The organism is Mesorhizobium sp. C089B, assembly GCF_030323125.1.
In the GTDB taxonomy this organism is placed as follows: Bacteria; Pseudomonadota; Alphaproteobacteria; order Rhizobiales; family Rhizobiaceae; genus Mesorhizobium.
Genome location: NZ_CP100469.1, coordinates 480,638 through 505,964, shown reverse-complemented (window position 1 = coordinate 505,964; position 25,327 = coordinate 480,638). Strand labels below are relative to the sequence as shown.

Sequence of the window (25,327 nt, the reverse complement as noted above, 5' to 3'; positions counted from 1 at the left end):
CAAGGCCGAGAATAATTCAAATTGTCCGAAGCGTCGATGGACTTGGGTTCCTCGCCCCCATGAAATGGGGAGAAAAACCTTATTTGAAGGCCGGCAAATCCCTCGCGAAATCCTCCATGTCCGCCCAGGGGTCGCCCGAGGTCGCCAACAACCCCGGCAGCGAGGAATAGTTCAGATCCTGCGGCGCATCGATCGTCTCAAGGTCGCTCCAGCTCACCGGCGTCGACGCCGGCAGGTTGGTGCGGGCGCGCAGCGAATAAGGCGCCGCGGAGGTGTGGCCGCGCGCGTTGCGGTGATAGTCGATGAAGATGCGGCGCTTGCGGTTTTCCTTGCCCATTGTGGTGGTGAAAGTGTCGGGCGCGGTGGCCGCTAGGTGCGTGGAGATGGCGCTGGTCGCCTGGTGCAGCTTCTTCCAGTTCTGCTTTTGCGTCACCGGCACGGTTATGTGGATGCCGCTGCCGCCGGATGTCTTGGCGAACGGCACCAGGCCGAGCCGTTCCAATTCGCCCTTGATGTGGACGGCGGCCTCGACCACCTCGCGCCAGGCGATGCCCTCACCCGGATCGAGATCGAAAACGATCTGGTCGGGCTTGTCGAGGCTCAAGCGATGCGTGCCCCAGGTGTGGAACTCGACGACGCCGAACTGCGCCAGCGCCAGATAGCCTTTTGCTCCCTCGACCGACAGATAGGATTTGGTTTCACCTTCGGAGTTGGTGGCGTCAAAAGTGACCACCGACGGCGGCATGCCGGTGAAGGCGTGGCGCTGGAAGAAACAGTCCTTCGGCAGGCCCGTCGGGCAGCGCACCAGCGACACCGGGCGGCCCATAATGTGCGGCAGCATGAAATCGCCGACCAGCGCGTAATAGACGGCGATGTCGAGTTTGGTCGGTCCGGTCTTGCCGAACAGCCGCCGCTCCGGATTGGTCACCCAGATGGTTGCGAGATCGGCTTCGGCGATCAGCCGCTTGCGCTTCGGCGACACCGGCGTCGACAGGCCGACATCCCTGAGGCCGCGAAACACACCGTGGCGCAGCGAATTGTCGGCCGTGCGGTTGGCGTAGTGGATGCGGGCCGACAGCATCGGCCGCACCCATTTCATCTCGCGCATGATCTCGCGCGGCACACCCTCGGGTGCTGTCGCGCCGTCGCGCAGCGGCTGCAGCCGGGCCAGCAAGTCGCCCGCCGTCGCGGCATCGAAGCCGGTGCCAACCTTGCCGCGATAGTGCAGTTCACCATCCGCGAATTCAGCCATGCCGATTGCCGCCAGTCCTTCGGCCGCGTCGGAAACGGTGTAGCCGGCGATGATGAAATCGCCGGTCTCAAGCGCTTTGACCTTGGTCCAGCTCTTCGTGCGGCCGCTCTGGTAGATGGCGTTGGCGCGCTTGGAGACGACGCCTTCCAGCCCAAGGATCGAGGCCTGATCGTAAAGCCCCTGTCCGTCGCCTTCGACATGGTCGCTCAGTTGGATGGCGGAGTTAGCGCCCTGCCCGGCTAGCAGTTCGGCGAGCAGGGCCTTGCGCTTTGCGAGCGGCGCCTTGCGGAGGTCCCAGCCGTCGAGATGCAGCAGGTCGAAGGCATAGAAATGGAGCTTGCTGCCCGCACCCGCCGACAGCGCATCCTGCAGCAGCGCGAAACGCGAGATGCCCTTCTCGTCCAGCACCATGATCTCGCCGTCGATGATCGCCTGGCTGAGGGGCAGCCGGGCGAATGCCTGCGGCAGGTCGCCGTAACGCCTCGTCCAGTCGATGCCGCCGCGGGTGATCAGCCTGACCTCGCCATCGGCGATATGCGCCATGGTACGGTAGCCGTCGAATTTTATTTCGTGCAACCAGAGTTCACCTGTGTCTTCCACTGGCCCACCCGGTGGCTTCGGCACCTGCGTGGCGAGCTGCGGCTCGATGCGCGACGGCGGATCGCCCCTGACAGCGCCGGGCAGCGCGCCGGGTTTCAGCGCGCCGGGTTTGGGCGGCAGGCGGGCCGGCTTCTTCGGCGGCGCCACCAGCTCCTCGATCCGCTTGCCGGACTTCACGCTTTCCGGCCGCGCTTCCAGGATGTCGAGGCCGGCATCGGCGGCGAGATCGCGCTCCTTGAACAGCAGCCAGTTTTTCTTCTCGCTGTCTTCGCCGGGCTTGGGCTTCAGACGGGTCAGCATCCAGCCGCCATTCAACTTGGCGCCGGCCAGCCGGAACTTGAAGGCGCCGGTGCGCAGGCTCTTGTCGACATCGTCCATCGGTGCCCAGGTGCCGGTGTCCCAGACGATCATCGGCCCGCCGCCATATTCGCCTTCGGGAATGACGCCCTCGAAGTCGATATATTCGAGCGGATGGTCCTCGGTCTCGACTGCGAGCCGCTTGTCGGCCGGGTTGAGCGAGGGCCCGCGCGGCACCGCCCAGCTTTTCAGCACGCCGCCGACCTGCAGGCGCAAATCGTAATGGTCGGCGGTGGCGTGATGCTTGTGGACGACGAAGCGGTTGCCGTCGCCTGAAATGACCCCGCCCGCCGGTTCCGGCGTCTTCGTAAATTCGCGCTTGGCGCGATAGGCCTTGAGTGTTGGCGGGGTTGGCATGGGTCAGGCGGGAGCGGCGGCGGCGGACGAACCTTCCCTGCGCAGCGTTCCTGCACAGTGCTGTCCCGCCAACATTTCAAATTTCCCAGCGCGGTGCGAAGGAACGGCGTTCACACTCAATCGTCGGTGGCCGGCGTCAGGTCTAGCTCGGCCGGGGACAGCCCTTGCTGGAGCTGGCTCAGCCGGAACTCGTCGACCCAGTAGGCCTCGCCGTCGACCAGCACGCGGGCCGAGTAGACGCCGCCGGAAAAGCTTTGCGCGGTGACGTAGACCTTGTGGCGGTCGAGCGCCTTGCGCACCGCGGCGCGCTTGGAATTCTGGCTGGTGACGGAACTGGCCATGGCTCACTCATACACACGACCGCAAGACATGGCGGCGGCATAAGGATGCTGGAGATCGGCTGCTCTGTCAATTTTGACCGCCTGCTTCTGGCAGCGCTACGATCCGGCGGCAGCAAAAAACCGCTGCGCCTCGGCAGTGGGCTTTGCAATGACGACGACAATATTCGGTTAGTGGTCCGAAGGAATTATGAGCGCGGTGACGCGCGAGAGCTGCTGACGCCGGTTCCGCGTCGGCTTCTCGTAGATCTTCTTCATTGGTATCCCCATGGCCCCCAATGGCCGCCAGCAAAGGCGCTTGCGGCTGGGTTTTGTCAAGGGAAGCGCTGTTCTTCCGCCGAACAGCTATGGAAACTGGAGGAGCGGCCGCTATAGTTTTCTCAGCCCCAAGGAGAACGGCAATGACCCTCAGCACCCGCAAACTCGGCAGCCAGGGGCTGCAGGTCTCGGTGATCGGCCTCGGCTGCATGGGCATGAGCCAGTCCTACGGCCCTGCCGACGAGGCGGAATCGATCGCCACCCTGCACCGAGCCATCGAACTCGGCTGTACCTTCCTCGACACGGCGGAAGTCTACGGCGCCTATGCCAATGAAGAACTGCTCGGGCGGGCGCTGAAGGGCCGGCGCGATGAGGTGACCCTTGCCACCAAATTCGGCTTCCGCATCGAAAACGGCAGACAGGTCGGCACGGAGCGTGACAGCCGGCCCGACCATATCCGCGAGGCGCTGGAGGGCTCGCTGAAGCGGCTCGGCACCGACCATATCGACCTTTACTACCAGCATCGCGTCGATCCGGCGGTGCCGATGGAAGACGTCGCCGGCACGGTCGGCCGGCTGGTTGCCGATGGCAAGGTGCGCTTCTTCGGCCTGTCGGAAGCGGGCGCGGCGAATATCGGCCGTGCGCATGCCGTGCACCCTGTCTCGGCGCTGCAGAGCGAGTATTCGCTTTGGGAGCGCAATCTGGAGCCGGAGATCATCCCGCTGCTCAAAAAGCTCGGCATCGGCCTGGTGCCGTTCGCGCCGCTCGGCCGCGGTTTCCTCGCCGGCGACGTCAAGCGCGCCGAGGATTATCCGGAAGGCGATTTCCGCCGCGGCGACCCCCGCTACCAGGGCGCCAACTACGACGCTAATGTCGCGGCTGCGGCTGCGGTGCAGGAGGTGGCCGCGGCCAAAGGGGCAAAGCCCGCACAGATCGCGCTGGCCTGGGTGCTCGGCAAGGGCGACGGTTTCGGCATTGACATCGTGCCGATCCCGGGGACAAAGCGGCGCAAGTATCTCGAAGAAAATGTTGCTGCGGCCGCGATCCAGCTCGACCCGGCCGAGACTGCTGCGCTCGACGCAGCCCTTGCGCCCGGCAAGGTCTCAGGGCCGCGCTACAATGAGCGGGTGATGACGACGATCGATCGGTAGAGGCGTCTAAGCTGCCAATCTCCCCCCTCGTGGGGGAGATGCCTGGCAAGGCAGAGGGGGGCGCGAAGGATCGCCCGCATCAAGTATTCTGCGTAGAGGTTAGCTCAAAGATGTAAGTGAAATTGGCCAATGTCGGCAGGACAGCGCCCCCCTCTGTCCTGCCGGACATCTCCCCCACAAGGGGGAGATTAGCAGTTTCAGCCCCTCGCCTCACCTTGCGTAATCGATTTTCCTTGGCTAGCATCCTCCGGTCGGCGCCGTGCGGAGGAGAACGTTGCGGCGGACCGGCTGGAGCGCCTCGCGTCCCCTCGGGGCGTTCACAGGACACTCCATTTTTGAATTGACGCAAGGACCGTCCCGAGCCGCTCCCGGTTTCGGGCTCCTGCGTTCATGTGGAGGATATCTGATGAACAGACGCGAATTCCTGTTGTCGACCGTGGCGACCGGCGCCATGGCGCTGGCCGCGCCCATGGCCTTTGCCGCCGACAAATTGACCATATTGGGCTCGGTGCCCAATCTCGGCTTTCCGTTCTTTGTGCACATGCTGAACGAGATCAAGGCGGAGGCGCAGGCGCAAGGCGTCAATCTGACCGAGAGCGACGGCCAGAACTCGGCGCCGAAGCAGACCGCCGACATCGAGGCCGCACTTGTGCAGAAGGTCAACGCCATCGTGATTTCGCCGCTTGACGTCAACGCGCTGGCGCCGGCGATCGAGGAAGCGGTCAAGGCCGGCGTTCCGGTGGTGACGATCGACCGCCGCGTCGACGGCGTCGAGGGCATTCTCGCCCATGTCGGCGCTGACAATGTCAAGGGTGGCGAAGCCGAGGCGCAGGCCATGGTGGCGGCGTTCCCGAACGGCGCCAAGCTGTTCCATTTGCAGGGCCAGCCGGGTGCCGGGCCCGCGATCGACCGCAACAAAGGCGTCCACAATGTGCTCGATCCGCTCAAGGACAAGTACCAGATCATCTTCGAGCAGACCGCCAACTTCGCCCGCGCCGAAGCGCTGTCGGTGACCGAGGCCGGGCTTGCCGCCAACGGCAAGCCGGACGCCATCATCTGCGCCAATGACGACATGGCGCTCGGCGCGCTCGAAGCCTGTGCCGCGCGCAACTTCACCGACGTCAAGATCTACGGCTTCGACGCGCTGCCGGAAGCGCTGGTCGCCGTGCGCGACGGCAAGCTCGCCGGCACGGTCGAGCAGTTCCCCGGCGAACAGTCGCGCAAGGCGGTGCAGATAGCGGTCGCCTTCGCCAGGGACAAGACCCAGCCGAAGGAGAAGCTGGTGCTGTTGACGCCGATCGTCATCGGCAAGGACAATCTCGACAAGGCGGAGAGGTTGAACGAGACGAAGTGAGAGTAGGGCCCATGACGGGTGGAGGTCGCGCTCTGTCGCGCCCCCCTCTGTCCTGCCGGACACCGCCCCCACTTGGGGGGAGATTGGCCGTCACGTCTGCTTTCGCCAATCGCCAACGTTATAGAAATAGTGCTGCCGGCAAAACTGCTGATCTCCCCCCGTGTGGGGGAGATGTCCGGCAGGACAGAGGGGGGCGCTGTCCCGCTGCCTATCGCAATCCGGGAGCAATGCTTGTCCGCCGTTGAACCCACCGCATCATCGCCACCGCTCCTTTCCGTCGAAGGCGTGACCAAGCATTTTTCCGGCGTCACCGCGCTCATCGACGTTTCGCTCGAGGTGCGGCCCAGTGAGATCCTTGGCCTGCTCGGCGAGAACGGCGCCGGCAAGTCGACGCTGTTGAAAATCCTGTCCGGCGTGATGCCGCCGTCAAGCGGCCGCATCGTCTTCGACGGCGCCGACTACGCGCCGTCCAGTCCGCAGGATGCGAAGCGGCATGGCATCGTCACCATCTATCAGGAACTGAGCCTGATCCCGACGCTGACGGTTGCGGAAAACATTTTCATCGGCCGCGCGCCGCTCGGGCCGCTCGGGCTGGTCAGCTGGCGCAGGATGGAGGACGCCTCGCGCGCGATCATCGCCCGCGTCGGTCTCGACATCGATCCGGCGACGCCGGTGTCCTCGCTGTCGGTAGCCGAACAGCAGCTGGTCGAAATCGCCCGCGCTCTGTCGCTGGAAAGCCGCCTGATCATCATGGACGAGCCGACCTCGGCGCTGACCGAGACCGAGGTGCAGAAACTGATGTCGATCATGGACAGGCTGCGCAAGGACGGTGTCGCCATCATGTTCGTCACCCACCGGCTGGAGGAAGCGTCCGCCATTTGCGACCGCATGACCGTGCTGCGGGATGGCAGGCTGGCCGGTCATCTCGACCGTGACGGCCAGCCGATCCAGATCCCGAAGATCATCGAGAAGATGGTCGGCCGCGCCGCCTCCGAGCTCTACGCGCGGCCGACGCAGCGCGATGTCGCCGGCGAGGTCAGGCTCTCGGTGCGCGGGCTGCGGACGGTACGCGACCCGTTGGCGCCGCATGCCATCGTACTCGAAGGCGTCAACCTCGATCTGAAGGCCGGCGAAATCCTCGGCGTTGCCGGCCTCGTCGGTTCCGGCCGCACCGAGCTTGCCCGCGCCATTTTCGGCGCCGACCGCATCGCCGCCGGCACGATTGCGCTCGACGGTAAGCCGATCGCCCCGGCCTCCCCCGCAGACGCCATCAAACTCGGCATCGGGCTGGTGCCGGAAGACCGCAAGCACCAGGCGATCTTTGCAGCACTGGGCATTCTCAACAATTTCTCGATCGCCTCGCTCGGCCGCTACAGCAATGGGGCCGGCTTCATGGCCGAACGGCGCGAGCGCGAGGCGCTGGCCGGCTATCGCAAGGCACTGTCGATCCGCATGGCCTCGCCCGAGCAGGCGATCGAGGGCCTGTCCGGCGGCAATCAGCAAAAGGTGATCCTGGCCCGCTGGCTGGCGCGCGACCCGAAAGTACTGATCGTCGACGAGCCGACGCGCGGCGTCGATGTCGGCGCCAAGGCCGAAGTGCACCAGATCCTGGTCCAGTTGGCTGCGCGCGGCATCGCCATCATGATGATCTCGTCGGAACTGCCGGAGGTGCTGGCAGTGTCGGATCGCATCGTTACGATGCGGCGCGGCCGTATCACTGGCGAAATGCCGGGCATCGAAGCGACCGAGGAAAAACTGATGGAACTGATGGCGCTCGACCGCAAGCAGGACGCAACGCAATGACCAGCACCACCGAACAGACCCAGCGCAGCGGCATCAACATCGCGCGGCTTCTGATGAGTTTTGGGCCGCTGATGTTCCTGGCGGTGTTGATCGTCATCTTCACCGTGCTGAAGCCGAGCTTCATCGATCCAATCAACCTGTTCAACATTTTGAGGCAGATCTCGATCACCGGGCTGATCGCGCTCGGCATGACCTTCGTCATCCTCACTGCCGGCATCGACCTGTCGGTCGGCTCACTGCTCGCCTTCTGCGGCATGGTGGCCGCGGTGGTGGCCAAGGGCGGCACCGCCAACACGCTGTCGCTGTCGACCACGGGCACGCAAGGCTATGGCTGGTTCGCCGCCTTGCTTGCCGCCGTCACTGTCGGGGCGCTGGCCGGCGGCGTCCAGGGCTTTGCCATCACCCGGCTGAAAGTGCCGCCCTTCGTCGTCACGCTGGGTGGGCTCACCGTGTTTCGCGGCCTGACGCTGACCATCTCCAATGGCGGACCGATCTCCGGTTTCGACGCCTCGATGCGCTGGTTCGGCACCGGGCTCATCGGACCGGTGCCGGTGCCGGCGATCATCTTCGCGGCGGCGGCCATCCTGTGCCACATCGTGCTGCGCTATACGCGCTATGGCCGCGCCGTCTATGCCGTCGGCGGCAATGCCGAGGCCGCACGCCTGTCGGGCCTGCGCGTCGACCGCATTCTGATCTCGGTCTATGTCATCGTCGGCTTCTTCGCCGGGCTGGCGGCCTTCGTTTTGTCAGCACGGCTCAACTCCTCCGAAGCCGTAGCCGGGATCGGTTACGAACTTACGGTGATTTCCGCCGTCGTCATCGGCGGCACCTCGCTATTCGGTGGCATCGGCTCGGTCGGCGGCACGGTGGTGGGCGCTGCACTGATCGGCGTGCTGCAGAACGGGCTGCAGTTCAACAATGTCTCGTCCTACACGCAAAGCATCGTCATTGGCCTGATCCTGATCCTGGCCGTGGCCTTCGATCGTTGGCTGAAGTCGCGGGTGAGGCGGTAAGGATTTCGGCACACCGAGATAATGTCGTCCATGACATTCACTTGACATTATATAAGGTGAAAGCTATCTTTAATGACATGGATTGTGGAATTCGATGATGACTTCAGAACGGAATTCTCCAAGCTGAAGGACGACGTAAAGGTCGAAATCCGTGCTTTGGCAAATGTTCTGAAGCAGCTGGGTCCGTCTTATGGCAGGCCGAGGGTCGATACGCTGAACGACTCAAGGCACGCGAACATGAAGGAATTGCGGTTCGATGCTGCTGATGGCGTGTGGAGAGTGGCGTTCGCGTTCGATCCTGAGAGAAAGGCCATTTTCCTTGTTGCGGGAGATAAATCGGGCGTCAACGAGAAGCGCTTCTACAAGAAGCTGATCGAGATCGCCGATAAGAGGTTCGACGTCCATTTAAAGCGCGTGAAAGAGGGGCAGAAAACTGCCAAGGAAGGGCACAAGAAGGAGAAGAAGTGATGGCCATTTCCGCCGATGACGTATTTGCCGAAACGATGTCTCCCGAACTGATCAAGGCGTCCGACCTCCGTACCAGGGAGCTGCTTGAGGAGTTTGAAACCCTTCAGCAGCTTCGCAAGGCTCGGGCACTCACACAGGAGCATGTCGGCCGCAAGTTGGGCAAGAAACAGGTCTCCGTTGCCCAGCTCGAAAAGCGGTCGGATTTTCTTCTGTCGACCTTGCGCGGCTACGTTAAGGCTCTCGGGGGCGAACTCGACCTTGTCGTCAGATTCAAGGACCATGCTCCGGTGGTGTTGGCAGGATTGGGTGATGTACGTCTCGCAGAAACGTCGCGCAGCCCAGATCGCACCAAGACGACGAAGAAGCAGATCGCGCGTCGTGTAGCTTGATTGCCGGCGCGAGCTTGGCATGATGGCACAGCCATGACCGAGATCAGAACCATGACCGCAAAGGACGTGCCGTCGGTGTCGCGGCTGCTGGGAGACTCCTGGCGGCGCACCTATTCGCCGATCCTGGGACCCGAGACCACGGCACGCCTCTCGGACGACAAGCATGCGCCCGAGCGGCTGGCAGCCGAACTTCTGGACGACAACAAGATGTCGTTCGTGGCCGAACGGCCGGACGGTTCGATCGCCGGCTACGCGATGGCGGCGATGGACGATCGTGGCGATGTCCTGCTCGACCGGCTGCACATCGACAAGTCAGAGTTCGGCAGCGGGCTCGCCACCGACCTGCTGCACGCGGTGCTTGTCGCGCATGCCGGCATCCCCAGCATTGCGCTGGAAGTGATCGAGGGCAACGACCGGGCGATCGCCTTCTATCGCAAGCACGGTTTCGAGGTGGTCGAACACCGCCCGGCCGCGCACGGCGTCGCCGGCCATGCCTCGCTGATCATGCGCCGGCTGCTGTCGAGGGCGTGAAGTGAATGGGAAACCGCAGTAGTCAGGGCCCTACTGCCCTAACCCCTGCGCCGCCACCGCCTGTGGACCGTCCTCGTCGTCCGGCATATCGAGGAGTTCGATCAGCCGCGCCACCTTCGTTCCCGGCAAGGGGCGGCCCTCGTTGACCAGCGCCTCGTCGGCACCGAGCCAGGCGAACGCCTCGCGCAGTTCTTGAAGGGTGGCGCCGGTCAGCGCGATGTCGGCTATGACCGCCTCGTCTACCGGCCCCAACACCGAAATGATGTCGTCGCGTGTCATGGTCACCTCCATGCTAAGTGCCGGCCGGTCGTCGAGTTGACGCCGGGATCCGGCCATCCAGTCAACGGATTGCAAGCGAAAGCCGCCGACAAAGCAGAATCTGGGTCTTCTTTTCGACTAAGCAAGGTGAACGCGCCTTTTGCCTTCAAGCAGCCGAATGCCGATCGATGCTGTAGAGATGCACGGGATAGCCGGGACCGATGGCGTCGCGTACCCGGCCCGTCCAGGCACGAACCGCCGGATAAGCCGCCAGCGCAAAGCCGCAATCTTCGGCACGGTGGCCGTAGGCATAGACAGCAATGTCGGCGATGGTGAGCATGTCGCCGACAAGGAACGGCGTGTCGTTCAGGCTCCGCTCCAGCGCTGCCAGCGTGCGGGCGCCGGCTTCGCGCTTGGCCGGAAGCGTCGCCTGGTTGCGCTCCAGCCTTCCGGCCAGCGTCCAGAAGCGCAGGGAGCCGATGACCGGCTCGACATGGTACTGTTCGAAGAACAGCCATTGCATAACTTTCGCGCTGACATAGCGATCCGCCGGCAGCAAGGGCGTGCCTTCGGCGAGATAAATGAGGATCGCATTCGATTCGGCGATCGCACGGCCATCCTCGAGTTCGAGCACAGGAACGGCGCCGGCCGGGTTGAGCTTCAGGAAGGCGTCGGTGTGGCTCTCGCCCTCGAAAATCGACACCAGGCGGCTTTCATAGGGAATGTTGAGCAGGCCGAGCACGACCCTCGCCTTCCAACCGTTTTGCGACGGCAAATAATCATGAAGCGTGAGCATGGCTGTCCTTTCGCTGCGGTCGACGCCTGATTTGCACGGTGCCACGATCCCAGCCACCCGAATCCTGCAATGTGTACGCGCGGAAACAGATAAACTATACGCATGTAGAGTTTTATTGACTTCGCTGTATGTGCGATTTACCCGATAAACATTTGCGTCGGATAACTGCGCGGGCAAGCAATCAGTTTGCGTGTGAGAGGAATCGCAAGCATGAGCCTTTCGCGCCGAAGCGAGATCGCCGCCGAGGCCGTGGGGCCAACGATTGTCGCCGGCGAAATCCTGGTCGAGATCATGGCGACGGAACTGGGTTTCGGCTTCCTCGAGCCGCAATCGCTTGTCGGGCCATTCCCCAGCGGTGCGCCGGCGATCTTCATCGATCAGGTCGCCCGGCTGGGAGGCGGCGCCGGCATTATCGGCTGCGTCGGCCGCGACGATTTCGGCACGCTCAACCTGGACAGGCTGGAGCTCGACGGCGTCGACGTCTCAGCCGTCGATATTAGCGACCGCTTCCCGACGGGATGCGCCTTCGTGCGCTACCGGCCCGATGGTATCAGGGACTTCGTCTACAACATCGCCGAATCCGCCGCCGGGCAGATCCACCTGACCACTGCTGCGCGCCTGCTGGCGGACAGGGCCGGCCATCTGCATATCATGGGATCGACGCTGTCGGTGGCAGGGCTGAAGGAGATCGTCAGCTACGCAGTGCAGGCGGTTCGTGCCCGCGGCGGCTCGACCTCATTCGACCCGAATGTGCGCAAGGAGCTGATCGACGGCTCCGACGGCGCACTGTTTTCCGCCCTCATCGACGATGCCGACCTGCTGCTGCCGTCCGGCGACGAATTGCTCGCTACGGCGGGCGTCGATGACGAGCATCAGGCGGTGGCGGCGCTGTTTGCCAGGGGCGTCGGCGAGATCGTGCTGAAGCGCGGTGCTGACGGCTCTTCCTGGTTCGGCGCCGACGGCGCCAGGATCGACTGCGCCGGTTTCCAAGTCGAGGAAGTCGACCCGACGGGCGCCGGCGACTGCTTTGGCGCCACCTACCTGACTTGCCGCCGCCAGGGGATGGAGCCCGGCAAGGCGCTGCTTTATGCCAATGCCGCCGGCGCCCGCAACATCACCCGGCGCGGCCCGATGGAAGGCACCGCCGGCTTCGATGCGCTTGACCAATTCATCAAGGGAACAGCGAGACGGACATGAGCGCCAACCCGCTTGCAGGCCTCGCCAGCGCGCGCAAAAACGGCTCGCCCTACGGCATCACCTCGATCTGCTCCGCGCATCCGCTGGTGATCCAGACGGCGATCAGGCGCGCCGTTGCCGACAGGGAGAAAAACCTGCTGATTGAGGCAACCTGCAATCAGGTCAACCAGTTCGGCGGCTATACCGGAATGACCCCGGCGCTGTTCGTCGCCTTCGTGCTGGAGATCGCCTGTCGCGAGGGGCTGGAAGCCTCGCGCATCATCTTCGGCGGCGACCATCTGGGACCGAACCCGTGGCGCGCAGAGCCGGCGGCGCAGGCGATGGACAAGGCCGAGGCCATGGTCGGCGCCTATATCGCGGCCGGCTTCACCAAGATCCATCTCGACGCATCGATGGGCTGCGCCGGCGAGCCGGCGGCGCTTGACGACGAGACCATCGCCACCCGGGCCGCGCGACTGGCAAAGGCGGCCGAAACGGGCGCGCACGCCGCAGGCAGCACCTTGCCGGTCTACATCATCGGCACCGAAGTCCCCGCCCCGGCGGCGTCGACCACGCGATCAGCGAGTTGAAGCCGACCGAGGCGGCGGCGGCGCGGCGCACGATCGAGGTTCACCGGGAGATCTTTGCCCGTGAGGGGCTGACGGAGGCCTTCGGCCGCGTCATGGCCGTGGTGGTGCAGCCGGGCGTGGAATTCGGCAGCCAGAACGTCGTCGCCTACGCGCCCGAGAAATCCAAGGGCCTGACCGGCTTGCTCGATGAGCAGCCGTCGCTCGTCTACGAGGCGCATTCGACCGACTACCAGAGCCGTGCGGCTTTGACCGAGCTGGTCGCAAACGGCTTTCCCATCCTCAAGGTCGGCCCCAGCCTGACCTTCGCCTTGCGCGAGGCGCTTTACGGGCTCGACCTGATCGCCTCCGAAATGGCCAGGGACTATGGCGACCGGTCGCTCGCCCGGACCATGGAAAGCGCGATGCTGGCAGCCCCCGGCCATTGGCACAGCCACTATCATGGCAATGAAGCAGAGCTCTATGTGCAGCGGCATTACAGCTACAGCGACCGCATCCGCTATTATTGGAGCAACCCCACCGCTGTCGCGGCCGTCGAGCGCCTGCGCAAGGCGCTGGACGACGTTGCCATTCCCGAAACGCTGATGCGGCAATTCCTGCCGGCGCTGCCGGCCGAACTCGGGCCGGTGGGCAATCCCGAGGCTATCCTTCTCGAAGCTGTCGATCAGGTGCTGGCCGACTATGACGCGGCCTGCCGTGGGACCTGAGTGCATTGCGCCGGGTTGATCTTTGCCTCAGCCCAGTGTCTCTGACGTCTCCATGAAACCAGCCATGTTCTTTCTCCTGTTCGCGGCCTCTCTGCTGGCGTCGCCGGCACGCGCCGACTGGAAGCCGGTCGAAAAGGTCGAGACCTACGCCATCGCAGGGCGGACCGGCCCGGAACTCTATGCCGCGATCGGTGAAGCCGGCCCCTTGCTCGGCAAGGGCCGGGTCATCGCGCACACCAATTTCAAGCTGACCTGGACCAGGGACTACAGGCCGCAAGGCGACGCCTGCGTGCTCAAATCGGCGCGCCCGAAACTGATCATCACCTACACCTTGCCGAAGCCGGCCGAACCGTTGCCGGCTTCCGTCCAGAAGAACTGGACGGTGTTCATCGCCGGGCTCGCCTCCCACGAGAGAGTGCATGGCGCAGCCATCGCCGAGATGGTGCGCAAGATCGAGGCGGTGAGCGTCGGCCTGACCGTTACTGATGACCCCGCCTGCAGCAAGATCAGAACCGAGCTGACGAGGCAACTCGCCCAGATCTCGCTGGCTCAGCGGCAGGCGAGCCGCGACTTCGACCGGGTCGAATTCGGCCCCGGCGGAAACCTGCAGAAGCTGGTGCTGGCTTTTGTGAATGGGGGGTAGTTTGCCGGCGAACCGGTCATTGCGCCGGTGTTCCGAACGACAAGAGCACCGGCCGCATGGCCGCTTTACAGGCAGGCTTGGTAGCGCTACCGTCTGATCGTCACGCGACCTGTTGGGGAATGGGAGACGGTCGCGAGGCGGGAGAGGAGCGGTTTCCTTCGGGGCGTCGCAAGAAGCATTCGGGAGGAGATCGATGGCGTCTGTCGCGATCGGCGATGTTTACAAATCGTTCGGGACCGTCGAGGTCCTGCATGGCGTCAGTGTGGATATCGACGACGGCGAATTCGTCACGCTGGTCGGCCCGTCGGGTTGCGGAAAATCGACCCTTCTCAGGATGATCGCCGGCCTGGAAAAGATTTCTCGGGGCGAGATCGCGATCGGGGATCGGGTCGTCAACAACGTTGCGCCGAAAGAGCGCGACGTTGCCATGGTGTTCCAGAACTACGCGCTCTACCCGCACATGACGGTCGCCGAGAACATGGCGTTCTCGCTCATGCTCAAAGGTGTTTCGAAGGCCGATTGCGCTACCAGCATTCAGCGCGCCGCCGAAATCCTCGGGCTGGTGCCATTGCTGACGCGATATCCGCGCCAGCTTTCCGGCGGCCAGCGCCAGCGCGTCGCCATGGGCCGGGCGATCGTGCGCGATCCACAGGTTTTCCTGTTCGACGAACCGCTCTCCAATCTCGACGCCAAGCTCAGGGTGCAGATGCGCGCCGAGATCAAGGAACTGCACCAGCGGCTCAAGACGACCACAGTCTATGTCACCCACGACCAGATCGAGGCCATGACCATGGCCGACAAGATCGTCGTCATGCATGACGGCATCGTCGAACAGATCGGACCGCCGCTGGAGCTCTACGACAGGCCAAACAATCTCTTCGTCGCCAGTTTCATCGGCTCGCCCGCCATGAACCTGATCAAGGGCGAGATCGTCACCGACGGGTCTCCGTCCTTTCGCGGCGCCGGGGGAATTTCCGTGCCGCTGGCCGGCGCGCCGGCCGTTGGCAACGGTCATCCGGTGGTGCTGGGAATACGGCCCGAGCATTTGCGGCTATCGTCAGACCAAGGCATTCCAGTCACCGTCGCGGTGGTCGAGCCGACCGGGTCGGAAGTGCAGATCATTGGCCGCACCGCCGGCGGCGACGAGATCGTCGCCAATTTCCGCGAACGCCATGCCTTCACACCGGGCGAATCCATACGGCTCTCTGCCGCGCCTGGCCTGATTCATCTCTTTGACGGCAAGACCGGAACACGATTTGAAACGCGTAACGGATGGTAAGGACCGCATAGCAAGGAAGATAAACCGGAGGAGACGACCATGAAATTCACGAGACGCGATGTAATCCGCACGACCGCAGGTGCCGCGGCGGGAGCTCTGGGAAGCCGGTTCGTCGGCTCGCCGGCTTTTGCCCAGGAGGGCTTGAAATACAAGCCCGAGGAAGGCGCAAAGCTGCGGCTGCTGCGCTGGTCGCCCTTCGTCAAGGGCGATGAGGATCAATGGCTGTCCAACACCAAGCGCTTCACCGAGGCGACAGGTGTCGAGGTTCGTGTCGACAAGGAAAGCTGGGAGGACATTCGCCCCAAGGCAGCGGTCGCCGCCAATGTCGGTTCCGGCCCGGACCTCATGTTCGTCTGGTTCGACGACCCGCATCAATATCCCGACAAGCTGCACGACGTGACCGAGCTCGGCGAGTATCTGGGCTCGAAATATGGCGGATGGCACGACGGACCGAAGCAATATGCGACGCGGGACGGCAAGTTCGTCGGCCTGCCGCTGGCCACGATCGGCAATGCCATCGTCTATCGCGAAAGCTGGGTGAAGGAGGCCGGCTTCTCCGAATTTCCGAAGGACACGGCAGGCTTCCTCGAGCTTTGCAAGGCGTTGCAGGCGAAGGGACATCCGGCCGGCTTCACGCACGGCCACGGCGTCGGCGACGGCAACAATTACGCGCACTGGCTGCTGTGGAGCCATGGCGGCCAGATGGTCGACGAGAGCGGCAAGGTGGCGATCAACAGCCCCGAGACGCTAAAGGCGATCGGATACGCGCAGGAACTCTACAAGACCTTCATTCCCGGGACCGAAAGCTGGCTCGACGTCAATAACAACCGCGCCTTCCTGGCCGGCGAACTCGGCGTCATCGCCAACGGCATTTCCGCCTACAATACGGCCAAGATCAACAAGGACAACGATCCGAAGCTGGCTGAGATCGCCAAGGACATCCGCACCACCAACCTGCCGATCGGTCCCGTCGGGAAATCGGTCGAACTGTTCCAGGTGACCACCGCCGTCATCTTCAACTACACGCCCTACCCCAATGCGGCCAAGGCCTATCTGCAGTTCATGTTCGAGGATCCGCAGATGACCGACTGGATCACCTCCTCGGCGGGCTATTGCTGCCAGACGCTGAAGGCCTTCGACAACAATCCAGTGTGGACGGCCGACCCGAACAATGCCGCCTATGCCAAGGCCTCGGCGACGCTGCGCCCCAACGGCTATGCCGGGCCGCTCGGCTATGCCTCGGCGGCGACCATGGCCGACTATGTCCTGGTCGACATGTTCGCCAAGGCGGTGACCGGCCAGGCGACGCCGCAGGAGGCGATGGAGGAGGCGGAGAAGCGCGCCAACCGCTACTACCGCGTTTGATCACGGCACCGCCGGGCAGCGTCTAGTGCGCTGCCCGGCCCGTCGCACAATCCCATGGCGGCCGTTGACGCCGTGACCTGATTCCCCGATGAGGAGCCCTTCATGGCCGTGCCGTCCGTTGCCGCCCAGCCGCGTCCGTCGATGCTTTCGCGGATCTCCGAAAGCCGCAACGCGCTGGGCTTCGGCTTCATGCTGCCGGCGGCGGCGCTGCTGCTGGTCTTCCTGACCTATCCGCTCGGGCTGGGCGTCTGGCTCGGCTTCACCGATGCCCGTATCGGCCGCCCCGGCATCTTCATTGGCACCGAGAACTATCAGTATCTGTGGAGTGACGCCGTCTTCTGGCTGTCCGTCTTCAACACCTTGCTCTACACGGTCAGCGCCTCGATCCTGAAGTTCGTGCTCGGCCTGTGGCTGGCGCTCATTCTCAATGAAAACCTGCCGTTCAAATCGTTCTTCCGCGCGATAGTCCTGCTGCCTTGGGTGGTGCCCACCGTACTGTCAGCCATCGCCTTCTGGTGGATCTACGATTCGCAGTTCTCCATCCTGTCCTGGGCGCTGCAGCAAATGGGCCTGATCGACCACCGCATCAATTTCCTCGGCGATCCGGAGAATGCGCGCGCTTCGGTTATCGCCGCCAACGTCTGGCGCGGCATTCCTTTCGTCGCCATCACGCTGCTCGCCGGCCTGCAGACCATTCCGCAGTCGCTCTACGAGGCGGCCACGCTCGACGGCGCCAGTCGCTGGCAGTTGTTTCGTTATGTGACTCTGCCGCTGCTGACGCCGATCATCGCCATCACCATGACCTTCTCGGTGCTGTTCACTTTCACCGATTTCCAGCTGATCTACGTGCTGACCCGGGGCGGACCGGTGAATGCCACGCATCTGATGGCGACATTGTCTTTCCAGCGCGGCATTTCCGGCGGCCAGCTTGGCGAGGGCGCGGCCATCGCGGTGGCCATGATCCCGTTCCTGCTGGCGGCGATCCTGTTCAGCTATTTCGGCCTGCAACGCCGCAAATGGCAACAAGGCGGCGGAGACTGACATGGTCAAGACGGCCGCGACAAGGAAGGCGAAACGTGGGGATATCGACGAAGGCGGCATGGGCTACCTGCAGAGCCTGCCGCGCCGCGTGGTGACGGTCTATCTGCCGCTGCTGGTGTTCGTCTTCGTGCTGTTGTTTCCGTTTTACTGGATGACGATCACGGCGGTTAAGCCCAATCTCGAGATGACCGACTATGCGCAGTTCAATCCGTTCTGGGTGGTGCATCCGACATTGGAGCATATCCGCTATCTCCTGTTCGAGACCTCCTATCCGGGCTGGCTGCTCAACACGATCATCATCTCGACCGCCGCTACTTTCCTGTCGCTGCTGGCGTCGGTGTTCGCCGCCTATGCGATCGAGCGGCTGCGGTTTTCCGGGGCGCGGCAGGTCGGCCTCGGCATCTTCCTCGCCTATCTGGTGCCGCCCTCGATCCTGTTCATTCCGCTGTCGGTAATGGTTTTCAACCTCGGGCTCTACGACACGCCCTTCGCGCTCATCCTTACCTATCCAACCTTCCTGGTGCCGTTCTGCACGTGGCTGTTGATGGGTTACTTCCGCTCCATCCCGTTCGAACTGGAAGAATGCGCGCTGATAGACGGAGCGAGCCGGTGGCAGATCCTCACCAAAATCGTGCTGCCGCTCTCGGTGCCGGGCCTGATCTCCGCCGGCATATTCGCCTTCACCCTGTCATGGAACGAGTTCATCTACGCGCTGACATTCATCCAGTCCTCGGAAAACAAGACCGTGCCGGTGGGTGTGCTGACCGAGTTGGTGCGCTCCGACGTCTACGAATGGGGGGCGCTGATGGCGGGAGCGCTGATCGGCTCGCTGCCGGTGGTGGTGCTCTATTCGTTCTTCGTCGAGCACTATGTCTCGTCGATGACCGGCGCGGTGAAGGAGTGACGCGCCGGCTCACGCAAGGCGACCGGCGCGGTCAGATCGCGCCGATGATGCCGCCGTCGACGCGGATGTTCTGGCCGGTGATGTAGCCCGCACCTTCGGAAGCGAGGAAGGCGATGGTCGCGGCGATCTCCTCCGACGTACCGTAGCGCTGCATCGGCACGCTGTCGCGGCGCTCCTCGGTGGCCGGCAGGCTGTCGATCCAGCCGGGCAGCACATTGTTCATGCGCACATTGTCGGCGGCGTAGGTGTTGGCGAAGATCTTGGTGTAGGCGGCAAGCCCGGCGCGGAACACGGCGGATGTCGGGAACATCGGGCTCGGCTCGACCACCCAGGCGGTCGAGATGTTGATGATGGCGCCAGCCCTCTGCTTGACCATCTGCGGCGCCACGATGCGCACCGGCCGGATGACGTTCATCAGATAGACGTCGAGACCGGTGTGCCACTGCTCGTCCGAGATCTCGAGGATCGGCGCGCGTGGCCCGTGGCCGCCGCTGTTGACCAGCACGTCGATGCGGCCGTAGCGCTCGAGCGTCAGATCGGCGAGCCGCTGCAGATCGTCATTCGACTGGTTGGAGCCGGTGACGCCGAGGCCACCAAGCTCTTTCGCCAAGGCCTCGCCCTTACCGGAGGACGACAGGATCGCGACCTTGAACCCGTCCGCCGCCAGCCGCTTGGCCGCCGCCGCGCCCATACCGCTGCCACCGGCGACGACGACTGCTACTTTTTCTACACTCATCTCGATTTTCCTTCGCACGGGTTGGCGGGACTCTGAAGCCCATGTTTCCGACCTTCGAGCAATGCTATAAACGGTTTTGCCATCTGGTTCGAACCAGAAAGCCTGAAATCAAGCTGTAGAAAAACTCCTGCATGCCTGAAGCCTTCCTGAGCCTGCCACCATTGAATGCGCTGCGTGCCTTCGAAGCCGCCGCGCGTCATCTCAACTTCCGCATCGCCGCCGAAGAGCTGAACGTGACGCAAGGGGCGGTGGCGCAGCATATACGCGGGCTGGAGGCCGATCTCGGCACAAAACTCTTCGACCGGCTGCCGCGCGGCCTGGCGCTGACCGATGAGGGCCGCGCCTATATGCCCAACATCCGCCGCGCCTTCGAGCTGATCTCGGAGGCCACCTTGCTGCTGCGGCCCGAACCGGCGCGGCTGACGATCAGCGTCACGCCGAGCTTTGCCACCAAATGGCTGATCCCCAAACTGCCGGAGTTCGTCGCGCACAACCCGCTGGTCGATTTGCGAATCCTGGCCAGCGAAAGCCTGTCGAGTTTTCAGGCCGATGGCGTCGACATTGCGGTCAGGCAAGGCCGCCTGCCCTCCGGCGCCGGCCTGATGGTGGATCTTTTGTTTCCACAGCAGATCATCGCCATCTGCAGCCCTGCCCTGCTGCCGACCGGCGCGAACGAGATCGCGGCGGCCGATATCCAGCATCACGTCCTGTTGCACGACGCGCACAATCTGTGGCCGGAATTCATGGAGAGAGCGCTCGGGCTGAAGATGGCCACCGAGGCCAAACGCATGCGCTTCAACCAGACAGGCCTCGCGATCGACGCCGCCATTGCCGGCCAGGGCATCGCGCTGGCCAGCCGGTTTCTCGTCGCTGCCGACATTGCCGCCGGCCGGCTGGTGCAGCCGATCAACGCAGAGATGCGTGGGACGCACGATTTCTATGTCGTGATGCCGCGCAAGCAACGGCACCCAGAACCGACGCAAGCCGTGCGGCAATGGCTGCTGGATGAGGGCGATGCGGCGCGGCTGTGATGGATAGCCGATCTCCCCGCAAGGCGGGAGATCCGCAGCTTGGCCGACGCCGCCCCTTTCAGCCTCGCCGAGCAATGTCGGCCGCCACTGCCTTCGCCTCGCGTCCAATTTCCCTGAGCAGACCGGTGACCGGATTGTAGAAGCCGACGAGGTAGAGGCCGAGTTGCGAGGCGCGGGCGTTGACGCCACTGCGCTCCGGCTGCAATTCCACGGGCAGAAACTTTTCGTAGCCCGGGCGATAGCCGGTGGCGAGGATGACGGCGTCGAACGCTTGCTGCTTGCCGTCGATGAACGTAGCGCCGCGCTCGGTGAAGCCCACTATGTCGGGCGCGATCTTGATGGCGCCTTTGGTGATGGCGTCGACCGTGCCGACGTCGATGACCGGGATGCGGCCGACTTCGTCGATCTGTTGCAGGATGCCCTGCTTCGGCCTGACGATGCCGTATTTCTCGAGCTTGCCCAGCGCGAAATCGAGGATGATCGGAAACATCCAGTCGTTCAGCGCCTGCGGCATTGGCCGGCTGGCGATGCCGACCATCTGGATCGGCAGGCCAAACAGCTGGCGCGGCACGATGTGGACGCCCTTGCGCACCGAAATGGTCGGACGCGCGCCACTTTCCGCCAAGTCGAGCGCGATCTCGGCGCCGGTGTTGCCCATGCCGACGATCAGCACCGAGCGGCCGGCAAAGGGCGCCGCTTGCGTATAGTCGGCGCTGTGCAGCACCTCGCCCTTGAAAGCCTCGATGGCAGGGAGCCGGGGGATGATCGGCTCGGCATTGTTACCGCTGGCGATAACGACATGGCGCGCCTTGAGGTTGTCCGATCCTGTCTCGACCAGAAAACCGCCGTCCCCGAGGCGAATGGCTTTCACCGTCACACCGAAGCGCGGGCGCAGATCGAATTTTTCCGCGTAGTCGTCGAGATAGCGGACCACCATTTCGCGCGGCACGTAGCGCGGATAATTTTTGGGAAAGGGCAGGAACGGCAGCGACGAGAACGACTTGACCGTATGCAGATGCAGCCGCCGATAGTGCCGCCGCCAGGCGGGCGCGATCTCCTGCGATTTTTCGAGCAGGATGAAATCCACTCCTGCCCGCTTCAGGCAGGCACCGACCGCAAGGCCGGCGGGCCCGGCGCCGACAATAACGACAGTGGTGTCCAAGCGATTCTCCTCCCGCTAGCTCCTTAGGCTACGTGTAGAAGCGCAGGCGGGACAAGGCGCGCCTCACCTTCTCCCCTTGTTGGAGAAGGTGGATCGGCGCGCTAGCGCCGAGACGCCTTCGCATCGCGGCGCGCACGCTGCGCATCCTGTCCGGTCTCGGCTCACCCCCGGTGACGAATGTCTATCCCGGCAATCGCCCATGCTGTCGGACGGGCTGCCTGTCGCCGGCCGCACCGCGGTCGAAGAGCTCTACGTGCATGGCGGCATGGGGCCCAATCGGCATGCATGCCGCCCCCCCCACCGCGCTGGCTGGAAGAGGCCGTGGTTCGGGCGATGGCAATCCGAAGCAGACATGGCTCCGGCCACAGCGATTTGCGGGATGGGAAGGGTGAGGCTGCGCGACGTCGTGTCGATCTAGCCCGCCATCGGCCCCAAGGGAGGGCTGGCCTTGCTCGCTAGCCGATATGCTCGGCGCGCAGCTTCTTCTTTATCTGCTCCATGCCCGCCTCGCCGCCCGCGGCCAGTTCGTCGGCGATCCTTGCCAGCTCGTCATCGGCGTTGCGGTACTTGCTGCCCCAGGCGCCGAGCGTCGCCAGCACCGGCAACAGGTCGATGCCCGCCTCGGTCAGCTTATAGATCGCCTTGAGCTTGTGCGTGGGGTCGTCGCTTCTTGTGACGATGCCCTCATCCTGCAAGGTCTGCAGCCGCTCGGCCAGGGTGCGCGACGAGATGCCTTCGCCTGATAGCAGGAACTCCCGGAAGTGCCTTTTTTCCGCGAAAATCATGTCGCGGATGATCAGCAGCGTCCAGCGGTCACCGAGCAATTCGAGCGACAGGCTGATGGGACAGCCGGATCTTTCCCTGGTCGACATTTAAATGCTTCCATTTTTAAATCACTTTACAATGACATCATTTTTCACTCATGTCAATGGTTCCGAAAGTAAAGCAATAACCAACGCCGCCTGACCTGGCGCTGGTGACACCAGAGCTCAATCAGGAGAACGACGATGAGAAAACTGATCCTGCAGATGCAGATATCGGTCGACGGTTTTGTCGGCGCGGCCGGCGATGAGCACTGGCAGCTCTGGGAATGGGGCGCCAACTGCCCGTGGGACGACGACTTGAAGCAGGATTTCAACGCGGTGTTCGCCGGCATCGACACCATTCTGCTCAGCCGCAAGATGGCCGAAGAAGGCTATCTAACCCATTGGGGCAATGCGGCAAAAAACTATCCGCGCGATCCCTTCTACGCCTTTGCGCAGCGCATCGTCGAGGCGCGCAAGGTGGTGCTGAGCGACAAGCTCGCGGCATCGCGGTGGGAGCGCACGACGCTTGCCAGCGGCGACCTGCCGCGCGAGGTCAAGGCGCTGAAAGCTGAAGGTGAAGGCGACATGGCGGTGTTCGGCGGCGCCGGCTTTGCCTCGGCGCTGATTGCAGCGGGACTGGTCGATGAGTTCCAGCTGTTCATCAATCCGGCCGCGCTGGGCGACGGCGAGCGGATTTTCGACCGTGGCGGCTTCCGGAAATTGCGCCTGCTCGGCTCTAAAGCCTATGCCTGCGGAATGGTGGTGAACCGCTACGCGCCGCCAATGTGAAGCAGTTCAGCGATTGAATCCGTGGACCGCTTCAACTCTTTGTTTTTACGAGAACTCCGGACGGATCACCGCAACCCACTCCTCGTGAACCTGCGCTAGAAATTGATCTCGACCGAAGCGGCACTTCGCTTTGCCGGCCCGTGAAACACCGCCTCGATGTTGTTGCCGTCGGGGTCGAGCAGGAAGGCGGCGTAATAGCCGGGGTGGTAGGGCCGCTCACCCGGCGCGCCATTGTCGGCCCCGCCGGCATCGAGGCCGGCCCTGTAGAAGGCATCGACCATGGCGTTATCCCTGGCCTGGAAGGCCAGATGATGGCGCCCGGTCAGTTGTCCCCTCGCCGCCCGGCTGTCGAGGCTTGAGATGAACAGCTCGTCGGCCCAGAAATAGTCCTCGGCCTCGCCGCCGATCGGAATGCCGAGCATCTTGAAGACGGCTTCATAGAAGCGCCGGCTCGCCGCGAGGTCCCTGACCACCAGCTGGACGTGGTCGATGAGGCGGCCGCGATGCAGTTCCATGAGCGATATCTCCCGTCGCGAGACCACAAAGCTAGTGCCGCGGAGCGGCTCGTCAATTCGGCAGTCTATCTTGTCGGCGCGCTTGGCAGCCTTACACCCCTGCTTTTGTCATATCCGGATGGACTTCCACGCAGACCGGATAAAAAATGCAACCGGATTGTCGGATTCGAAATCCCGCCAACGTCCTTCGGACGCAAGCGGCGCAACGGAGCTGGAGCGAGTGGCGCTGCATCGAAACCGATCTCGGGAGAAGAGCATGAACAGTTCCTACCGTTGGGTGATCGTCGCGTGCGGCGCGCTGATGACCTGTGTGGCGCTCGGCGCGATGTTTTCGCTGGCGATCTTTCTCGAGCCGATGGCGCTCGAAACCAACTGGTCGCGAACCGGCATTTCCAGCGCCATGACGCTGAATTTCTTGGTGATGGGGGCCGGCGGTTTTGCCTGGGGCGCCATCTATGACCGTGTCGGCGCCCGCCCGGTGGTTTTTGCCGGCGCGGTGCTGCTCGGCCTGTCGCTGGTGGTGGCGAGCCGAGCCCAATCGCTGCTGGTCTTCCAGCTGAGCTATGGCGTCATCGTCGGGATGGCGGCCAGCGCCTTCTTCGCGCCGATGATCGCGCTGACCACCGCCTGGTTCGAGACCCATCGCAGCCTGGCCGTGTCGCTGGTCTCGGCCGGCATGGGCGTGGCGCCGATGACCATTTCGCCCTTCGCGCGCTGGCTGATCACGGCCTATGACTGGCGTACCGCCATGTTCGACATCGGGATCATGGCTTGGGTGCTGTTGCTGCCTGCCGTCTTCCTGGTGCGCCAGCCGTCGGCGGCGGTCGCGGCAGCGGATGGCAGCGCGCCCGCACCTGCCGCGGCCCCCGGCATGTCAGTCGGCCAGGCGTTGCGCTCGCCGCAATTCCTGGTGCTGGGCATGACCTTCTTCGCCTGTTGCGCGGCGCATTCGGGGCCGATCTTCCACATGGTGAGCTATGCCATGTCGTGCGGCGTGGCGCCGATGGCAGCCGTGTCGATCTACAGCGTCGAGGGCCTTGCCGGCCTTGGCGGGCGCGTGCTCTACGGCGTGCTCGGCGACAGGCTGGGCGCCAAGCCGGTGCTGATCGTGGGCCTCGCCATCCAGGCGGTGGTGATCGCCGCCTATCTCGCCGTCGGCAATCTCGAGCAGTTCTATCTCCTGGCGATCATCTTCGGCGCCACCTATGGCGGCGTCATGCCGCTCTATGCGGTTCTGGCGCGCGACTATTTCGGGCCGCGCATCATCGGCACGATACTTGGCGCCGCGACCCTGTTGTCCAGCCTCGGCATGTCGTTCGGCCCGCTCGCCGGCGGCATGATCTTCGACGCCTATGCCAGCTATTCCTGGCTGTTCATCGGCTCGGCGCTGATCGGCCTCGGTGCTGCCGGCATCGCCATCGCCTTCCCGCCGCAGCCCGGCCGAGAGAGGCTGCAGGCGGCATGAGCGAAATTTCCCCTCGAGGGGAAATACTCATCACCCTGTCCCCGTTCCCGAGCGCAGCTCTTCCCTGCCCTCGTCGTCGCGGCTGAGCCTGGCGTCCGAGATCAGCACCACCGGGCATTGGCAGCGCTGCAGCACGCCGGTGGTCGTCTCGCCGAAGAAGAGTTCCTCGCCAGGGCGCCGCGCCACGCCCATGACG

The 25,327-nt window shown here is 63.8% G+C and carries 26 protein-coding genes and 1 pseudogene; 18 read left to right on the top strand and 9 right to left on the bottom strand.

Annotation, left to right across the window (positions count from 1 at the left end):
* Positions 1-79 precede the first annotated feature (79 nt).
* Both ligD and NLY44_RS02510 read right to left on the bottom strand, forming a co-directional pair.
* Positions 80-2,566, bottom strand: coding sequence for a DNA ligase D (ligD, locus tag NLY44_RS02515; RefSeq protein ID WP_023805561.1), 2,487 nt, complete (start codon positions 2,564-2,566; stop codon positions 80-82).
* A gap of 116 nt (positions 2,567-2,682) precedes the next feature.
* The gene (locus NLY44_RS02510; RefSeq protein WP_023699154.1) at positions 2,683-2,907 is read right to left on the bottom strand and encodes a hypothetical protein; all 225 of its coding nucleotides are present in this window, start codon (positions 2,905-2,907) and stop codon (positions 2,683-2,685) included.
* A 45-nt stretch (positions 2,908-2,952) separates the two neighbouring features.
* Here NLY44_RS02510 and NLY44_RS02505 point away from each other — a divergent pair, with 45 nt between their 5' ends.
* The 8 genes from NLY44_RS02505 (at position 2,953) to NLY44_RS02470 (ending at position 9,871) form a co-directional block, all read left to right on the top strand.
* Positions 2,953-3,279: a hypothetical protein gene (locus NLY44_RS02505; protein WP_156935570.1), complete on the top strand. Its 327-nt coding sequence runs from the start codon at positions 2,953-2,955 to the stop codon at positions 3,277-3,279.
* A 26-nt stretch (positions 3,280-3,305) separates the two neighbouring features.
* Positions 3,306-4,313 carry an aldo/keto reductase gene (locus tag NLY44_RS02500; RefSeq protein WP_023693784.1) on the top strand — a complete coding sequence of 336 codons (1,008 nt, stop codon included), beginning with the start codon at positions 3,306-3,308 and terminating at the stop codon, positions 4,311-4,313.
* Positions 4,314-4,719: 406 nt separating this feature from the next.
* Positions 4,720-5,667 carry a substrate-binding domain-containing protein gene (locus NLY44_RS02495; RefSeq protein ID WP_023693785.1) on the top strand — a complete coding sequence of 316 codons (948 nt, stop codon included), beginning with the start codon at positions 4,720-4,722 and terminating at the stop codon, positions 5,665-5,667.
* Positions 5,668-5,838: 171 nt separating this feature from the next.
* Positions 5,839-7,470, top strand: coding sequence for a sugar ABC transporter ATP-binding protein (locus NLY44_RS02490; protein WP_460221708.1), 1,632 nt, complete (start codon positions 5,839-5,841; stop codon positions 7,468-7,470).
* Complete coding sequence (locus tag NLY44_RS02485; protein ID WP_023693787.1) at positions 7,467-8,483, top strand: ABC transporter permease; 1,017 nt, start codon at positions 7,467-7,469, stop codon at positions 8,481-8,483. Before NLY44_RS02490 ends, NLY44_RS02485 begins: the two co-directional genes overlap by 4 nt.
* A gap of 84 nt (positions 8,484-8,567) precedes the next feature.
* Positions 8,568-8,951 (top strand): type II toxin-antitoxin system RelE/ParE family toxin, encoded by a 384-nt coding sequence (locus tag NLY44_RS02480; protein ID WP_460221707.1) that lies wholly within the window; start codon positions 8,568-8,570, stop codon positions 8,949-8,951.
* A complete protein-coding gene (locus NLY44_RS02475) occupies positions 8,951-9,340 on the top strand; it encodes a helix-turn-helix domain-containing protein (protein WP_023805562.1) in 390 nt (129 codons plus the stop codon). The genes NLY44_RS02480 and NLY44_RS02475 overlap by 1 nt, the downstream gene beginning before the upstream one ends.
* Before the next feature lie 33 nt (positions 9,341-9,373).
* Positions 9,374-9,871, top strand: a complete 498-nt coding sequence (locus NLY44_RS02470; RefSeq protein WP_023693790.1) for a GNAT family N-acetyltransferase — start codon at positions 9,374-9,376, stop codon at positions 9,869-9,871.
* A 30-nt stretch (positions 9,872-9,901) separates the two neighbouring features.
* Here the strand turns inward: NLY44_RS02470 and NLY44_RS02465 are convergent, their stop codons facing one another.
* Together NLY44_RS02465 and NLY44_RS02460 are read right to left on the bottom strand one after the other, a co-directional pair.
* Entirely contained in the window at positions 9,902-10,150 is a 249-nt protein-coding gene (locus NLY44_RS02465) for a hypothetical protein (RefSeq protein WP_031201948.1), read from the bottom strand.
* 145 nt (positions 10,151-10,295) lie between these two features.
* On the bottom strand, positions 10,296-10,925 hold the full coding sequence (locus NLY44_RS02460) for a glutathione S-transferase family protein (protein WP_023703088.1): 630 nt from the start codon (positions 10,923-10,925) through the stop codon (positions 10,296-10,298).
* 210 nt (positions 10,926-11,135) lie between these two features.
* On the opposite strand from NLY44_RS02460, the gene NLY44_RS02455 reads away from it, so the two are divergent.
* From NLY44_RS02455 to NLY44_RS02425, 7 genes and pseudogenes are all read left to right on the top strand, one after another.
* The gene (locus NLY44_RS02455; protein WP_023712530.1) at positions 11,136-12,122 is read left to right on the top strand and encodes a tagatose kinase; all 987 of its coding nucleotides are present in this window, start codon (positions 11,136-11,138) and stop codon (positions 12,120-12,122) included.
* Positions 12,119-13,395, top strand: a pseudogene (locus NLY44_RS02450) (D-tagatose-bisphosphate aldolase, class II, non-catalytic subunit). The gene NLY44_RS02455 and the pseudogene NLY44_RS02450 overlap by 4 nt, the downstream one beginning before the upstream one ends.
* A gap of 52 nt (positions 13,396-13,447) precedes the next feature.
* Positions 13,448-14,038 (top strand): DUF922 domain-containing Zn-dependent protease, encoded by a 591-nt coding sequence (locus tag NLY44_RS02445; RefSeq protein WP_023805565.1) that lies wholly within the window; start codon positions 13,448-13,450, stop codon positions 14,036-14,038.
* 193 nt (positions 14,039-14,231) lie between these two features.
* The gene (locus NLY44_RS02440) at positions 14,232-15,317 is read left to right on the top strand and encodes an ABC transporter ATP-binding protein (RefSeq protein ID WP_023689809.1); all 1,086 of its coding nucleotides are present in this window, start codon (positions 14,232-14,234) and stop codon (positions 15,315-15,317) included.
* A gap of 39 nt (positions 15,318-15,356) precedes the next feature.
* A complete protein-coding gene (locus NLY44_RS02435; RefSeq protein ID WP_023805566.1) occupies positions 15,357-16,682 on the top strand; it encodes an ABC transporter substrate-binding protein in 1,326 nt (441 codons plus the stop codon).
* 141 nt (positions 16,683-16,823) lie between these two features.
* The gene (locus tag NLY44_RS02430) at positions 16,824-17,723 is read left to right on the top strand and encodes a carbohydrate ABC transporter permease (protein ID WP_444849008.1); all 900 of its coding nucleotides are present in this window, start codon (positions 16,824-16,826) and stop codon (positions 17,721-17,723) included.
* Position 17,724: 1 nt separating this feature from the next.
* Positions 17,725-18,627, top strand: a complete 903-nt coding sequence (locus NLY44_RS02425) for a carbohydrate ABC transporter permease (RefSeq protein ID WP_023673469.1) — start codon at positions 17,725-17,727, stop codon at positions 18,625-18,627.
* Between the two features lie 31 nt (positions 18,628-18,658).
* Here NLY44_RS02425 and NLY44_RS02420 read toward each other — a convergent pair whose 3' ends face one another.
* Positions 18,659-19,363 (bottom strand): SDR family oxidoreductase, encoded by a 705-nt coding sequence (locus NLY44_RS02420; RefSeq protein WP_023805567.1) that lies wholly within the window; start codon positions 19,361-19,363, stop codon positions 18,659-18,661.
* 131 nt (positions 19,364-19,494) lie between these two features.
* Between NLY44_RS02420 and gcvA the strand changes: the two genes are divergently transcribed.
* Positions 19,495-20,394: a transcriptional regulator GcvA gene (gene gcvA, locus NLY44_RS02415; RefSeq protein WP_023805568.1), complete on the top strand. Its 900-nt coding sequence runs from the start codon at positions 19,495-19,497 to the stop codon at positions 20,392-20,394.
* 58 nt (positions 20,395-20,452) lie between these two features.
* Here gcvA and NLY44_RS02410 read toward each other — a convergent pair whose 3' ends face one another.
* Positions 20,453-21,556, bottom strand: a complete 1,104-nt coding sequence (locus NLY44_RS02410) for a flavin-containing monooxygenase (protein WP_023805569.1) — start codon at positions 21,554-21,556, stop codon at positions 20,453-20,455.
* Positions 21,557-22,011: 455 nt separating this feature from the next.
* The gene (locus NLY44_RS02405) at positions 22,012-22,428 is read right to left on the bottom strand and encodes a winged helix-turn-helix transcriptional regulator (protein ID WP_023712523.1); all 417 of its coding nucleotides are present in this window, start codon (positions 22,426-22,428) and stop codon (positions 22,012-22,014) included.
* Between the two features lie 135 nt (positions 22,429-22,563).
* Between NLY44_RS02405 and NLY44_RS02400 the strand changes: the two genes are divergently transcribed.
* Positions 22,564-23,151 carry a dihydrofolate reductase family protein gene (locus NLY44_RS02400; RefSeq protein ID WP_023699142.1) on the top strand — a complete coding sequence of 196 codons (588 nt, stop codon included), beginning with the start codon at positions 22,564-22,566 and terminating at the stop codon, positions 23,149-23,151.
* Between the two features lie 95 nt (positions 23,152-23,246).
* Here the strand turns inward: NLY44_RS02400 and NLY44_RS02395 are convergent, their stop codons facing one another.
* Positions 23,247-23,675, bottom strand: a complete 429-nt coding sequence (locus tag NLY44_RS02395; RefSeq protein WP_155923302.1) for a VOC family protein — start codon at positions 23,673-23,675, stop codon at positions 23,247-23,249.
* A 247-nt stretch (positions 23,676-23,922) separates the two neighbouring features.
* Here NLY44_RS02395 and NLY44_RS02390 point away from each other — a divergent pair, with 247 nt between their 5' ends.
* Positions 23,923-25,131 (top strand): MFS transporter, encoded by a 1,209-nt coding sequence (locus NLY44_RS02390; protein WP_023712522.1) that lies wholly within the window; start codon positions 23,923-23,925, stop codon positions 25,129-25,131.
* 30 nt (positions 25,132-25,161) lie between these two features.
* Here NLY44_RS02390 and NLY44_RS02385 read toward each other — a convergent pair whose 3' ends face one another.
* Positions 25,162-25,323, bottom strand: coding sequence for a putative universal stress family protein (locus NLY44_RS02385; RefSeq protein ID WP_286456582.1), 162 nt, complete (start codon positions 25,321-25,323; stop codon positions 25,162-25,164).
* Positions 25,324-25,327 lie beyond the last annotated feature (4 nt).

Coding starts and splice junctions, on each gene's coding strand:
- ligD (WP_023805561.1), bottom strand. CDS start 2,566: ATGCCAACCCCGCCAACACTCAAGGCCTATCGCGCCAAGCGCGAATTT.
- NLY44_RS02510 (WP_023699154.1), bottom strand. CDS start 2,907: ATGGCCAGTTCCGTCACCAGCCAGAATTCCAAGCGCGCCGCGGTGCGC.
- NLY44_RS02505 (WP_156935570.1), top strand. CDS start 2,953: ATGCTGGAGATCGGCTGCTCTGTCAATTTTGACCGCCTGCTTCTGGCA.
- NLY44_RS02500 (WP_023693784.1), top strand. CDS start 3,306: ATGACCCTCAGCACCCGCAAACTCGGCAGCCAGGGGCTGCAGGTCTCG.
- NLY44_RS02495 (WP_023693785.1), top strand. CDS start 4,720: ATGAACAGACGCGAATTCCTGTTGTCGACCGTGGCGACCGGCGCCATG.
- NLY44_RS02490 (WP_460221708.1), top strand. CDS start 5,839: ATGTCCGGCAGGACAGAGGGGGGCGCTGTCCCGCTGCCTATCGCAATC.
- NLY44_RS02485 (WP_023693787.1), top strand. CDS start 7,467: ATGACCAGCACCACCGAACAGACCCAGCGCAGCGGCATCAACATCGCG.
- NLY44_RS02475 (WP_023805562.1), top strand. CDS start 8,951: ATGGCCATTTCCGCCGATGACGTATTTGCCGAAACGATGTCTCCCGAA.
- NLY44_RS02470 (WP_023693790.1), top strand. CDS start 9,374: ATGACCGAGATCAGAACCATGACCGCAAAGGACGTGCCGTCGGTGTCG.
- NLY44_RS02465 (WP_031201948.1), bottom strand. CDS start 10,150: ATGACACGCGACGACATCATTTCGGTGTTGGGGCCGGTAGACGAGGCG.
- NLY44_RS02460 (WP_023703088.1), bottom strand. CDS start 10,925: ATGCTCACGCTTCATGATTATTTGCCGTCGCAAAACGGTTGGAAGGCG.
- NLY44_RS02455 (WP_023712530.1), top strand. CDS start 11,136: ATGAGCCTTTCGCGCCGAAGCGAGATCGCCGCCGAGGCCGTGGGGCCA.
- NLY44_RS02445 (WP_023805565.1), top strand. CDS start 13,448: ATGAAACCAGCCATGTTCTTTCTCCTGTTCGCGGCCTCTCTGCTGGCG.
- NLY44_RS02440 (WP_023689809.1), top strand. CDS start 14,232: ATGGCGTCTGTCGCGATCGGCGATGTTTACAAATCGTTCGGGACCGTC.
- NLY44_RS02435 (WP_023805566.1), top strand. CDS start 15,357: ATGAAATTCACGAGACGCGATGTAATCCGCACGACCGCAGGTGCCGCG.
- NLY44_RS02430 (WP_444849008.1), top strand. CDS start 16,824: ATGCTTTCGCGGATCTCCGAAAGCCGCAACGCGCTGGGCTTCGGCTTC.
- NLY44_RS02425 (WP_023673469.1), top strand. CDS start 17,725: ATGGTCAAGACGGCCGCGACAAGGAAGGCGAAACGTGGGGATATCGAC.
- NLY44_RS02420 (WP_023805567.1), bottom strand. CDS start 19,363: ATGAGTGTAGAAAAAGTAGCAGTCGTCGTCGCCGGTGGCAGCGGTATG.
- gcvA (WP_023805568.1), top strand. CDS start 19,495: ATGCCTGAAGCCTTCCTGAGCCTGCCACCATTGAATGCGCTGCGTGCC.
- NLY44_RS02405 (WP_023712523.1), bottom strand. CDS start 22,428: ATGTCGACCAGGGAAAGATCCGGCTGTCCCATCAGCCTGTCGCTCGAA.
- NLY44_RS02400 (WP_023699142.1), top strand. CDS start 22,564: ATGAGAAAACTGATCCTGCAGATGCAGATATCGGTCGACGGTTTTGTC.
- NLY44_RS02390 (WP_023712522.1), top strand. CDS start 23,923: ATGAACAGTTCCTACCGTTGGGTGATCGTCGCGTGCGGCGCGCTGATG.
- NLY44_RS02385 (WP_286456582.1), bottom strand. CDS start 25,323: ATGGGCGTGGCGCGGCGCCCTGGCGAGGAACTCTTCTTCGGCGAGACG.